Below are 11,696 nucleotides of genomic sequence, written 5' to 3' on the forward strand. Positions count from 1 at the left end.
TCAGAAGACAGGAGTGCGCTTGCCGAGGAAGGCGGCGATGCCTTCACGGTGTTCATCGGAATCGGCGTAGTCGTAGGCCACGGCCACGAGCGCTGCCAGCGGGTCTTGGCCGCCTGCGCCGCGCAGCGCGGAAAAGGTGCGTTTGTTGAGTCGGGCGGCCTCGGGCGCGAGCGCCGCGATGCGCTGCGCGTGCGCGAGCGCATCGCCCGCGACGTCGGCGTCGGGCAGCACCTGCAGCAGGAAGCCGGCGTCGTACAGGCGCTGCGCATCGTGAACGCTCGCAGCCAGCAGCATGTCGCGCGCCAGCGTATCGCCGATCGCGCCGCGCACCAGCGCGGCCTCGCGCGGCGCCATCGGAAAGCCCAGCTTCGCGATCGGCGCGCCGAACTTCGCTGAATCACCGGCCAGGCGGATGTCGCAGCAGCTGGCGATCTCGAGCCCCGCGCCCATGCAGGCGCCCTCGATCTGCGCGACGAGCGGCACCTCGCACGCCAGCATCGCGGCCAGGGCCGCCCACACTTCGTTCTCGTGAAATTCGCGCAGGCTCGCCGCGTCGAAGCGGAACGACGGGTACTCGGAAATGTCGCCGCCCGCGCAGAAGGCGCCGCCCTCCCCGCGCACGACGATGCAGCGGCGCGACGCATCGCGCGCAAGCCCCTCGAAGACCGCGCGCAATTGGAGCCACATCGCGCGCGTCATGGCGTTGAGCCGGCCTGCGTTCGCCAGCGTGACGAACGCGATCGGCCCGTCGCCGTGCAGCGTGATCGAATCCGTCATTCCAGCTTGGCCCCTGAATCCCTCACCACCGCGGCCCAGCGCTTGATCTCGGCGTTCACGAAGGCGCCGAACTGCGGGCCCGTGAGGCTCGGGATCTCGGATCCGTTGGCAGCCCAGATCGATTTCAGTTCGTCGGTCGCGAGCGCCTTCTTCATGTCTTCGATGGCCCGTGCCTGGATGTCGGCCGCGGTGCCCTTGGGCGCCCACAGGCCGTACCAGGTGGTCACGGTGTAGTCGGGCAAGCCCACCTCCGCCGCGCAGGGCACGTCGGGGAACGCCGGGTTGCGCTTGGTGCCGGCCACCATCAGCGCCTTGATGCGGCCCGCCTTGATGTGCTGCGCCGACGAGCCCAGCCCGTCGAACATCACGTCCACGTTGCCGGCGATCAGGTCCTGCAGCGCCGGCCCCGCCCCGCGGTACGGGATGTGCGTGATGAACGTGCCGGTCTGCAGCTTGAAGAGTTCACCCGCCAGATGGTGCGAGGTGCCCGAGCCCGCCGAGGCGTAGTTGAGCTTGCCCGGGTTCTGCTTGGCGTAGGCGACGAAAGCCTTCAGGGTGGTCGCGCTCACCCGCTTCGGGTTGACGACCACCACCTGCGGCACATCGGCCAGCAGCATCAGGGGCACGAAGTCCTTTTCGAGGTCGTAGTCCAGCTTGGGGTAGACCGAGGGCGCAATCGCATGGTGGACCGCGCCCATGAAGAGCGTGTAGCCGTCCGGGTGCGCCTTGGCCGCGATGCTCGCGCCGACGGTTCCGCCCGCGCCGCCGCGGTTGTCGATCACCAGCGTCTGGCCGACGAGACGGCTGAACTGCGCCGAGAGCGGCCGCGCGAAGGCGTCGGTGCCGCCGCCGGCCGGAAACGGCACGATCATCGTGACGGGTTTGGTCGGCCAGCCCGACTGCGCGCGCGCGCCGCCGGCCAGGGCCGCGGCACTCGCCGCCGCCGCGAGCTGCAACAGCTCGCGCCGCTGAAAGGTTGGGGTCATGGCTTGTCTCCTCGTTATGGTCTGCACGCGCCGGGGCCTGCGGCGCAGGATCATTTGGCCCTCTGAAAAATCAATCCGGGAAAAAGAGATCGTCGATCGCGCCGGACACGGCCACCTTGCCCTGCGCCAGCAGGGCACGATGCTTGTCGAGCCGCTTGAGATCGTAGAGGTAGTTGACCATCAACCCGTAGGACTGCTTCAACCCCTTCGGCGAAGGATCGCCGGCCCAGTTGAGCCGCTCCACCCGCGCGCCATTGCCGAGATGAAAGCGCGCCACCGGGTCCACCGGCTTGCCGTCCGCGGTGGCGCGGCCGAGGTATTCGGCGGCTGCATTGAGCAGCAGTTGCCGCACCGGCGACCTGGCGTCGAGCGCGCCGACCTCCTCCGCTGCCGCGAGCAGTCGCTCCGCTGTGGGCGGGAGTGATCCGATCACGCGGCCGAGCTCGGTCGAGCGCTTCTCGTCGAGCCGCGCCAGCACCTCGCCGGCGTGCTTGCCGAGCCATGCGCGGAAACCAGGAACCGGCGAGAGGGTTGCGAACGTCTTGAGGCGCGGCAGCTCTTCCTGCAGCGTCTCGACCACACGCTTGATCAGCGAGTCGCCGAAGCTCACGCCGCGCAGGCCGGTCTGCGTGTTGCTGATCGAATAGAAGATCGCGGTCGTCGCCTTGTCGGGCTTCGTGAGCGCGGCGGCTTCGTCCAGCAGGGGCGCGATGCCTTCGCTGATGTGGTCCACCAGCGCCACCTCGACGAAGATCAGGGGCGTATTCGGCAGGCGCGGATGGAAGAAGCCGTAGCAGCGCCGGTCGCTGTCGAGCCGGTTCTTGACGTCGGCCCAGCTCTTGATGTCGTGGACCGCCTCGTACTGGATCAGCTTCTCGATCAGCGAAGCCGGCGAATCCCAGCTGATGCGCCGCAGGTCCAGGAAGGCCACGTCGAACCAGGTGGAGAACAGGTGTTCGAGTTCGGCATCCAGTGGCAGCAGGCGCCGGTCTCCCTTGAGATGCGGCAGCAGTTGCGCGCGCAGATCGACGAGGAAGCGCATGCCGTCGGGCTCGATCGCGAAGCGCTGCAGCAGCCGCGCGCGCGGCGACGCAAGTGCACGGCGCAGGTGAACCTCCGCCTGGCCTTCGTCGGGCGTGCCGACCGCGGCCTCGTGGCGTTCGCGGGCGCTGCTGACTTTCTGCGCATCAGGTGCGAAGCGCTCGCTCATGAGCAGCCAGATATCGCGCCGCTCGTCGAGTTCGCGGCCGGCGTACCAGTTCACGAAATCATGCGCGCGGCGCCCGCCCTCGACTTCGCTCACGCTGGGGTCGACCACCGCCTGGAGTTCGACCAGCGCGCGCCGCAGGGCGCGGGGCGCGAGCGCCTCGCCGGAGCGGCGCAGCGTGGCCTCGAGACGTTCGGAAAGCGGCCTGGGCCCAACGGCATTGGCCGCTTCGGTGGCGTTGCCCGGCTTCAGGCGCGAGACGTTGCGTGTGATCCAGTCGCTGGCATTCATGAGATCGGTTCGACCCTTCCTTGCGCACGATGACTCTGACGAAAAGAGGCATCTTAGTGCGCCACCGCGCGCTACACGACGCGCGATGCCAGGAACCCCGCGGAACCGGCTTGGCCGGGCTGCCGGGGTTGCCCCCTGGAAGGGGGTGCCCGAGCCACACGAAGTGGGCGAGGCTGGGGGTGAGTTCCACCCCTATCGCGCGGCCTGCATCACGCCGCAGTCGACGATCTTGAATTCGACGCGGCGGTCCAGTGCATCGACCGCGTCGTCGGTGCCGCTGCCGATGATGTTCTCGCGAAAGCCCTTGCCGCTCGGCGCGGTGCGCGCGCCGAGCACGGCCGCCTCGCCCACCAGCCGCTGCTGGATGAACTTGGCCCGCTGCAGCGAGAGCGTGTCGTTGTAGGCCACCGAACCGGTGTGGCTGGTGTGGCCGATGATGTCCATGCAGACCTTCGCCCCGGCGCTTGCCTTGGCAATCTCGCGCAGCCACATCGGATACGGGCCGCTGATCTTCTGTTCCGACCAGAAAACCGTGCTGTTCGGATTGAACAGGAACTTGACGCCGAGCTGCTGATTGGCGATGCCGTACGCCACGAGCTTGCCGAAGGCCTGCTCGGCGTCCACGGTCTTGCCGAGCTTGGCCGAGCTCAGGTAGATGCCGTTGAGCACGCGAAGCTGCTCGCCGATCGCACTGTCGCCTGCGGCGTTGTAGCCCGCGAGCGCATCCTGGTAGCGCTCGGCGTTGTAGGCGCTCGTGGCGTCCTTGATCAGCGGCGCGACCGCGAGACGCTCGAGGTAGTACGCATCCGCCTTCTGGCCGGGCGCTGTCGCGCTGGTCCGTACGTAGCCTTCGACCACGCGGTCCTTCGTCGGCACGGGCGTGTCGCGGTAGTAGAGCAGCGGCGTGTGGTCAAGCCCCTCGTCACGGGTGACCGCGGAGGACTGCGCGATCACCTTGCCGCCCGCGAGCTCGGTCAGGGCAAGGTTGATTTCCATCGGGCCGCGCGGCTGGTCGACCGCCAGCCGGGTCATCGTGCCGGTCAGCAGGTAGCGCGCCTTGTCGAGGTTGGCGCGCTGGAAGGGCACGACCTGGATGGAATCCTGCGTCGCGAGACGTTCCGTCACGCGGTCCTGGAGCAACTGGGTCGCGGCCGTCTGCTGGCCGCTGCCGGCGTCGATCATCGGATCCAGCACCACGCCGCTCTTGCCGCCCATCCTGCCGAGGAAGCCCTGCATCTTCTGGGTCTGCACCATCAAACCGTCGGTCGCCTGCGCGACGGCCTGGTCGAACGGAAGCTCCGTCTTGGAAGGCGGCGGCTGCGAGGCGCACGCCGCCAGGAGCACGGCCAGGCCGAACGAGGACAGGGCCTGAAGCCAGCGAGCGAGTGTCGTGGTCATCATTCACACCCCTTTCTGAGTTGAGCCGCCTCCGACGGAGACAGCGAGCCGAGCGACGCGCGCTGGAGGATGTCGGTGCAGTTCGTGCCGCCCTGCACGCGCTCCTGCGCCGGCTGGCGAACGATCGGCACGACGACGGTCCGGATTTCCGACTCGGGCTCGGCGACAGGCTGCTCGCGCCGTGCAAGGCGCCTGGGTTCCTGGCGCGCGTGCGATGCGGTTCGGGGAGACGGCGCGACGGCGGCCGACGACGGGACGGCCGGAGCGGGCCCGACAGCCTTCGAGGATTCGTTGATCGAGGCGGGAGCGACCGCTGCCTTCACCGGCTCGGACGCCTTTTCCTTGCGGAGCTCGGTCGTCTTGGGCGGCTCAGCGGCCGGTATCGGAGCGAGTGCTTCGATGGCCTTCGGGCCGGTAGGCTCGGACCGTGGCGCAGGTTGCACCGCCGGAGCCGGCAATGGCTGCGGCGCCTGCACGGGTGCGACCACCGGCCGGGGCGCCCCAAGCGACTTCACGGGTTCCGGCTCCTGCAGCGCGGGCGCGACCCGCATGGTCACCGCGCGCGGCTTGGCGGGCGCCGATGGAGTCGTCCCCGCCGGCGCAGGCCCGGTCGTCGGCGAAACGCTGCTGCTGCGGTAGTAGACGAAGGTCATCGCGCACGCCAGCACGGCCAGCGCCGCCAACACGGCGGGCTTGCCCCAATGCGCACGCTGCCGCGCTGCCGCCGGAGCGCCGACCAGCGGAGGCCAGTTCGACACCGGCGCCCTGCGCCGGCTGCGGATCACCACGGGCTCTTCGCGGTCGTCGATCTCGTCCGACGCCGTGTGCACATGTTCCACCGCCGCCGGCGGCATCGTCGGCGGCACACGCACCGCTTCCGCCAGTTCGCGCTCGACGACCGGGTCGGGTTCGGTGAACGAAGGACGGTCGGTCACGACTGTCGCGCCGGACACCGGAGTGCCCGCCAGCGCGTCGTTCCGGTGGACGGCGCGCACGAGTTCCAGATCCTGCAGCTTCTCGCCGCAGCTCAGCATGGTCCAGAACTCGGCGGCGCTCTGGGGCCGGTTGCGCGGATGGAGCGACAGCGCGGCGTCGATCGCGGCGAGGAACGATTCGCTGTACTGCCCTTGGGCAATGTCCGACAGCGGCTGGAGCCGGTCCTCCATCAGCCGCTCGATCGCCGGCATCGGCGCATGACCGGTCACGGCCGCATACACCACGCCCGCAAGCGCGTAGAGATCCGTCCAGGCGCCCTGGCGCATCGAGGCGACTTCGCCGTACTGCTCGATCGGCGCATAGCCGGGCTTGAACACCACCGTCGGCGACGAACCCATGCCGTCGATCACGCGCCGCGCGGCGCCGAAGTCGAGCAGGACCGGGCCGGCGTCGGTCAGCAGGATGTTGTCGGGTGCGATGTCGCGATGGAAGCAGCTCGCGGCGTGCATGGTGCCAAGCGCATCCAGCAGCGGGCGAAGCCAGTTGCAGAGTTCTTCCTCCGTCGGCGGGCGGCCGAGTTCCGCGAGCGCATGCTGGAGCGTCGGCCCTTCGTAGTACGGCATCGCCATGTAGGCCGTGCCGTTGTCTTCCCAGAAGTGGAGCACGCGCACCAGCGAGGGATGATCGAAACGCGCCAGCAACCGCGCCTCGTTGAGGAAGCTGCGCATGCCGACGCGGAAGCTGTCGCGATGCCGCTGCGACTTGACCACCACCGCAGAAGAGACGCTCGCGCGCGTCGCGAGGATGGCCGGGAGGTACTCCTTGATCGCGACATGCTGCTCGAGCGAGTGGTCCCACGCGAGATAGACGATGCCGAATCCGCCTTCGCCGATCGGGCCGACGATTTCGTAGTCCAGCAGCCGCATGCCTTCGGGCAGCGTGTGCGCAGTGGCCTGCTCGGAATCGCTCCATCCGAGCGGGGCCGAGTCCGTATCGTCCTGGCCCGGGAGGCGGCCAAGCACGGAGTTCGAATCGATTGCCGACACGGAGGTCATTGCATCACTTCAGTTTCCCTGTCGTGCGGACTCTACTGCGCACCGCACCATGATGCATTCACCAGAAGCACTAGCCGAAAGGACGCTCCTTTCGCCTACGAACGCGCCGGAATCCCCCTTACGCGGGCGCGGTCGTGGCTCGCCGCCGGGCGGGCGCGCTGAAGTAGAGCCACACGCCGAAGATGATCATCGGCACGCACAGCCACTGCCCCATGCTCATGTTCAGCGCCAGCAGGCCGAGGAAGTCATCGGGCTCGCGGAAGAATTCGGCCGTGAAGCGCATCGCGCCATAGCCGATCAGGAACACCGCCGACACGCGGCGCTCGCGCCTTTCCTTGCGCGCATAGAACCACAGGACAACGAAGAGCAGCAGACCTTCGAGCAGGAACTGGTAGACCTGCGAGGGATGGCGCGGCAGCATCGACCCGCTCTGTGGAAAGACCATGCCCCACGGAAGGTCGAGAGGCGCAAAGCGGCCCCAGAGCTCGCCGTTGATGAAGTTGCCGACACGGCCCGCCGCCAGGCCCGTCGGCACGCAGGGCGCGACGAAATCCATGACCTGCCAGAACGGCCGCTTGCGCGAATGCGAGAACCAGACCATCGACGCGATGACGCCCAGCAACCCGCCATGAAAGCTCATGCCGCCCTGCCAGACGAAGAAGATCTCCAGCGGATGGGTGAGATAGAAGCCCGGCTTGTAGAAAAGGCAGTACCCAAGCCGGCCGCCGACGATCACGCCGAGCACGCCGAGAAAGAGGATGTCCTCGAGATCCTTGCGCGTCCAGGCGCCGGGGCCGGTGATCGAGCGAAACGGCTCGTGCCGCAGCCGCCGGGTGCCGAGGAAATAGAACAGTGCGAAAGCGGCCAGATAGGTCAGGCCATACCAGTGGATGGCGATCGGCCCGAGCTGCAACGCCACGGGGTTGATCTGCGGATACATGAGCATGCCCGGGATTAAAACACCCCAGGCGCGCCTACACGGCCGGTCCGTGGCCGATGAACTCGATGAAGCGCGCGAGCGCCGGATTGGCGGCTTCGGCGGCCCAGACCAGGCTGGTCTCGCAGCTCGGCAGCGCGACCGGCCCACGCCGGCGGCCTTCGGGTTCGAACTCGGCCGCCCCGCGGTAGACGATGCCCGAGCGTCGGAACTGCATGACGCTCTCGGGCACCCAGGCGACGCCGAGACCGCCCCAGACGAGGTTCACGATGGTCTGCATCTGGATGGCCTCCTGCGCGATGCGCGGTGTGCGGCCGGCCACGTGATAGAGGTCGAAGATGGCATCGTGCAGCGAGGGCACGATACGGCGCGGAAAGATCACCACCGGCTCCGCCAAGGCATCCGCGAGCCGGACCTTCCTGGCCTTCGCCAGGGGATGCGTGGCGGGCAGCGCGAGCACCAGTGGCTCCTGCGACACCGCGAGGCGCTCCAGGCCCGGGGGCGCGGAGCCCGGCGAATGCAGCATCAGCCCGGCATCGATCTCGCCGCGCGAAAAGGCTTCGAGCTGCACGTCGCCGGTGGCCTCGACCAGCTCCAGCGCCACGTCCGGCGAGCGCAGGCGGAATTCGCGCACCCAGACGGGCAGCCGCTCGAAACCGATGGTCGACACGAAGGCCAGCCGCACCCGTCCCACCTCGCCCGCCGCCGCGGCGCGCGCACGCGCCGGCAAGGCCTGTGCGCGGGCCAGGAGCTCCCGCACCTCGGGCACCAACGCCTCGCCTGCAGGGGTCAGCGCAACACGGCGCCGCGTGCGGTCGAACAGCACCACACCGAGCGTTTTTTCGAGCTGCGCAATCGCCTGCGTGACCGGCGGCTGCGTCATGTGCAGACGCTGCGCCGCGCGGCCGAAATGCAACTCCTCCGCCACCGCGAGGAACTGGCGCCAGACGCGGAGGTCGACCAGGCTTTCTTTCATATGCCGAGCATATCAATGCAGGGAAAAAATTGGATTGGAACCAATCAATCAATCGTCCGATACTTGGCGTCCCCCGATTCCTCCATTCCCCCGATCACGAGAGACCCACGATGGAAACGAAACCGATCCAGATCAACCGCCGCAGCGCCAACATCGTCGAGGGCAAGAGCCGCGCGCCGAACCGCTCGATGTTCTATGCCATGGGCTACGAAGAAGGCGACTTCAAGAAGCCAATGGTCGGCGTCGCCAACGGCCACAGCACCATCACCCCCTGCAACTCGGGCCTGCAGAAACTGGCCGACGCGGCCATCGAGGGCATCGAGGAAGCCGGCGGCAACGCGCAGGTGTTCGGCACGCCGACGATTTCCGACGGCATGGCGATGGGCACCGAAGGCATGAAGTACTCGCTGGTGAGCCGCGAAGTCATCTCGGACTGCATCGAGACCTGCGTCGGCGGCCAGTGGATGGACGGCGTGCTCGTGGTCGGCGGCTGCGACAAGAACATGCCCGGCGGCATGATGGGCATGCTGCGCGCCAACGTGCCGGCGATCTACGTCTACGGCGGCACCATCCTTCCCGGCCACTACAAGGGCCAGGACCTGAACATCGTGAGCGTGTTCGAGGCCGTGGGCCAGAACGCGGCCGGCAACCTGAGCGACGAGGACCTGTTGGAAATCGAACGCCGCGCCATTCCCGGCACCGGCTCGTGCGGCGGCATGTACACCGCCAACACCATGTCGAGCGCCTTCGAGGCCCTCGGCATGTCGCTGCCCTACTCGTCCACCATGGCGAATCCGCATGACGAGAAGCAGAACTCGGCCAAGGAATCGGCCAAGGTGCTGATCGAGGCGATCAAGAAGGACCTGAAGCCGCGCGATATCGTCACCAAGAAGGCGATCGAGAACGCGGTGGCGGTCATCATGGCCACCGGCGGCTCGACCAACGCGGTGCTGCACTTCCTCGCGATCGCGCATGCGGCCGGCGTGGACTGGACCATCGACGACTTCGAGCGCATGCGCAAGAAGGTGCCGGTGATCTGCGACCTGAAACCCAGCGGCAAATACCTCGCGGTCGACCTGCACAAGGCCGGCGGCATTCCGCAGGTCATGAAGGTGCTGCTGAACGCCGGCCTGCTGCATGGCGACTGCATCACCATCACCGGCCAGACCATCGCCGAAGTGCTCAAGGACGTGCCAGACCAGCCGCGCGCCGACCAGGACGTGATCCGCCCCATCCACAATCCGATGTACGCCGAAGGGCATCTGGCGATCCTCAAGGGCAACCTCTCGCCCGAAGGCGCAGTCGCGAAGATCACCGGCCTGAAGAACCCGGTCATCACCGGACCGGCGCGCGTCTTCGACGACGAGCAATCGGCGCTGCAGGCCATCCTCGACGGCAAGATCAAGGCGGGCGACGTGATGGTGCTGCGCTACCTCGGCCCCAAGGGCGGCCCGGGCATGCCGGAAATGCTGGCCCCGACGGGCGCGCTGATCGGCGCCGGCCTCGGTGAAAGCGTGGGCCTCATCACCGACGGCCGCTTCTCCGGCGGCACCTGGGGCATGGTGGTCGGCCACGTCGCGCCCGAAGCGGCGGCGGGCGGCACCATCGCGTTTGTCAACGAAGGCGACTCGATCACCATCGACGCGCACCAGTTGAAGCTCGAACTCAACGTGCCCGAGGCAGAAATCGCCAAGCGCCGCGCCGGATGGAAGGCCCCTGCCCCCCGCTACACCCGCGGCGTGCAGGCCAAGTTCGCCTTCAACGCCTCCAGCGCCAGTTCAGGCGCCGTCCTGGACAAGTTCTAAGAGGAACCCGATCCCAACCGGGAAACACCACGGAACCGGCTCCGCCGGCCCGTCGGTGTTGCCCCCGGTAGGGGGTGCCCGAGCTACACGAAGTGAGCGAGGCTGGGGGCGAGCTCTATTTCCTTCGGAGGGTGCCCAAGCGGCTGCGCTGGCGATCGATGCGCTCCTGCCGGCGCGCGTTTTCCCGTTCGATCACCTTGCGCTTGGTATAGCCCGAGGCATCGGCCCAGGCCCACCACGCGACGGCCAACGCGAACGGCGTCAGGATCACCCACCAGCTCCAGGTGGCGACAACACCGACCTCGAGCACCTTGAGCGCCACGCCCAGCAGGCCCAAACCCAAAAACCACATCGCGAACTCCTCCGTCCTTTGTATGCGACACGCCGGGCAAGGGACGTCCACCGCCCTACCTACAATCGCGTTGGATCGACTTTAACGCACCCACGCCGTTGAACCCCATGAAAAGAGCGCTCCTCGCTGCCGCCCTGTGTGTCGGATGCGCAGCCCCTGCCTTCGCCGATCTGGCGCTGGCCACATCGAAGAACTGCATGAGCTGTCACGCGGTCGATCGCAAGGTGCTGGGCCCGGCCTTCAAGGACGTGGCCGCCAAGTACAAGGACAGCAAGGGCGCGGCCGACCTGCTCGCCAACAAGATCATGAAGGGCGGCTCCGGCGTGTGGGGGCCGGTGCCGATGCCCGCCAACAACCAGGTCAGCGAAGCCGACGCCAAGAAGCTCGCGGCCTGGGTGTTGTCGACGAAATAGCGTCGCGACTCAGACCGCTGGCGGCATGCCGGCCGCTGCGCCACTCGAGCGGCGATCCAGGCGGTCTTCGAGCTGGCCGATGTGCGCGGCCAGCGTGTTGTCGAGCTGCTCGGAACGCACCTTCATGGCCGCCTCCAGTTGCTCGACCCGCGCGAGCATCGCCGCGTGCCGCTCGGCGTTGCGGGTCATGTGGGCGTTTTCCTGGGTTTCGAGGAAGTTGCGCAACTCGGTGAAGCGGGAGGCTTCCGCCTTGTCGGCAAGATCGCGCTGGGCCTGCATTTCCTTGGTGTGACGGCGCGTCTCCAGGAGGATCGAGCTCTGCAGGTAGACCACGTAGGCGACGAAGAAGACGCCCAGCAGCGCGGTCAGCCCCAGCATGATCAGCCCGAAAGGCGCGGTGACCTGCATGAAGCCGATCGACATGGTCGTCGGCGTGACGATGAGGCCCCAGTTCAAGGCAGCCAGCGCCGCAATCAGCAGCACGACCACCAGCAATACACCTGTTCTGACCCCCATGACCTGCTCCGGTTTGTGATTGGAGGGTCGTTTGTAACGCATGGCGG

Annotated in this window: 11 protein-coding genes; 2 read left to right on the forward strand and 9 right to left on the reverse strand. The window is 67.7% G+C overall.

Annotated elements, in window-relative coordinates; all coding sequences use genetic code 11:
• From BLW05_RS02675 to BLW05_RS02705, 7 genes are all read right to left on the reverse strand, one after another.
• Entirely contained in the window at nucleotides 1–777 is a 777-nt protein-coding gene (locus tag BLW05_RS02675; RefSeq protein ID WP_093159315.1) for an enoyl-CoA hydratase/isomerase family protein, read from the reverse strand.
• Nucleotides 774–1,763 carry a Bug family tripartite tricarboxylate transporter substrate binding protein gene (locus BLW05_RS02680; protein ID WP_093159318.1) on the reverse strand — a complete coding sequence of 330 codons (990 nt, stop codon included), beginning with the start codon at nucleotides 1,761–1,763 and terminating at the stop codon, nucleotides 774–776. Before BLW05_RS02680 ends, BLW05_RS02675 begins: the two co-directional genes overlap by 4 nt.
• A 70-nt stretch (nucleotides 1,764–1,833) precedes the next feature.
• Nucleotides 1,834–3,261: a malonyl-CoA decarboxylase gene (locus BLW05_RS02685; protein WP_093159321.1), complete on the reverse strand. Its 1,428-nt coding sequence runs from the start codon at nucleotides 3,259–3,261 to the stop codon at nucleotides 1,834–1,836.
• A 192-nt stretch (nucleotides 3,262–3,453) separates the two neighbouring features.
• Nucleotides 3,454–4,659 carry an OmpA family protein gene (locus tag BLW05_RS02690; protein ID WP_256329983.1) on the reverse strand — a complete coding sequence of 402 codons (1,206 nt, stop codon included), beginning with the start codon at nucleotides 4,657–4,659 and terminating at the stop codon, nucleotides 3,454–3,456.
• Nucleotides 4,659–6,650: a serine/threonine protein kinase gene (locus BLW05_RS02695; RefSeq protein WP_093159326.1), complete on the reverse strand. Its 1,992-nt coding sequence runs from the start codon at nucleotides 6,648–6,650 to the stop codon at nucleotides 4,659–4,661. Before BLW05_RS02695 ends, BLW05_RS02690 begins: the two co-directional genes overlap by 1 nt.
• A gap of 118 nt (nucleotides 6,651–6,768) precedes the next feature.
• Complete coding sequence (lgt, locus tag BLW05_RS02700) at nucleotides 6,769–7,596, reverse strand: prolipoprotein diacylglyceryl transferase (RefSeq protein WP_093159328.1); 828 nt, start codon at nucleotides 7,594–7,596, stop codon at nucleotides 6,769–6,771.
• A 28-nt stretch (nucleotides 7,597–7,624) separates the two neighbouring features.
• Entirely contained in the window at nucleotides 7,625–8,563 is a 939-nt protein-coding gene (locus BLW05_RS02705; RefSeq protein WP_093159331.1) for a LysR family transcriptional regulator, read from the reverse strand.
• Between the two features lie 110 nt (nucleotides 8,564–8,673).
• Here BLW05_RS02705 and ilvD point away from each other — a divergent pair, with 110 nt between their 5' ends.
• Nucleotides 8,674–10,368, forward strand: coding sequence for a dihydroxy-acid dehydratase (gene ilvD, locus BLW05_RS02710; protein ID WP_093159333.1), 1,695 nt, complete (start codon nucleotides 8,674–8,676; stop codon nucleotides 10,366–10,368).
• Nucleotides 10,369–10,483: 115 nt separating this feature from the next.
• Here the strand turns inward: ilvD and BLW05_RS02715 are convergent, their stop codons facing one another.
• A complete protein-coding gene (locus tag BLW05_RS02715) occupies nucleotides 10,484–10,720 on the reverse strand; it encodes a TIGR04438 family Trp-rich protein (RefSeq protein WP_093159336.1) in 237 nt (78 codons plus the stop codon).
• A gap of 107 nt (nucleotides 10,721–10,827) precedes the next feature.
• Between BLW05_RS02715 and BLW05_RS02720 the strand changes: the two genes are divergently transcribed.
• Entirely contained in the window at nucleotides 10,828–11,133 is a 306-nt protein-coding gene (locus BLW05_RS02720) for a c-type cytochrome (protein ID WP_093159338.1), read from the forward strand.
• Between the two features lie 9 nt (nucleotides 11,134–11,142).
• Here BLW05_RS02720 and BLW05_RS02725 read toward each other — a convergent pair whose 3' ends face one another.
• Nucleotides 11,143–11,649: a Signal transduction histidine kinase gene (locus BLW05_RS02725; protein WP_093159341.1), complete on the reverse strand. Its 507-nt coding sequence runs from the start codon at nucleotides 11,647–11,649 to the stop codon at nucleotides 11,143–11,145.
• Between the last annotated feature and the right edge of the window lie 47 nt (nucleotides 11,650–11,696).

This window comes from Variovorax sp. YR216 (assembly GCF_900107745.1).
Lineage (GTDB): Bacteria > Pseudomonadota > Gammaproteobacteria > Burkholderiales > Burkholderiaceae_C > Variovorax.

Coding starts and splice junctions, on each gene's coding strand:
- BLW05_RS02715 (WP_093159336.1), bottom strand. CDS start 10,720: ATGTGGTTTTTGGGTTTGGGCCTGCTGGGCGTGGCGCTCAAGGTGCTC.
- BLW05_RS02685 (WP_093159321.1), bottom strand. CDS start 3,261: ATGAATGCCAGCGACTGGATCACACGCAACGTCTCGCGCCTGAAGCCG.
- BLW05_RS02705 (WP_093159331.1), bottom strand. CDS start 8,563: ATGAAAGAAAGCCTGGTCGACCTCCGCGTCTGGCGCCAGTTCCTCGCG.
- BLW05_RS02675 (WP_093159315.1), bottom strand. CDS start 777: ATGACGGATTCGATCACGCTGCACGGCGACGGGCCGATCGCGTTCGTC.
- BLW05_RS02690 (WP_256329983.1), bottom strand. CDS start 4,659: ATGACCACGACACTCGCTCGCTGGCTTCAGGCCCTGTCCTCGTTCGGC.
- BLW05_RS02725 (WP_093159341.1), bottom strand. CDS start 11,649: ATGGGGGTCAGAACAGGTGTATTGCTGGTGGTCGTGCTGCTGATTGCG.
- BLW05_RS02680 (WP_093159318.1), bottom strand. CDS start 1,763: ATGACCCCAACCTTTCAGCGGCGCGAGCTGTTGCAGCTCGCGGCGGCG.
- BLW05_RS02695 (WP_093159326.1), bottom strand. CDS start 6,650: ATGACCTCCGTGTCGGCAATCGATTCGAACTCCGTGCTTGGCCGCCTC.
- lgt (WP_093159328.1), bottom strand. CDS start 7,596: ATGCTCATGTATCCGCAGATCAACCCCGTGGCGTTGCAGCTCGGGCCG.
- BLW05_RS02720 (WP_093159338.1), top strand. CDS start 10,828: ATGAAAAGAGCGCTCCTCGCTGCCGCCCTGTGTGTCGGATGCGCAGCC.
- ilvD (WP_093159333.1), top strand. CDS start 8,674: ATGGAAACGAAACCGATCCAGATCAACCGCCGCAGCGCCAACATCGTC.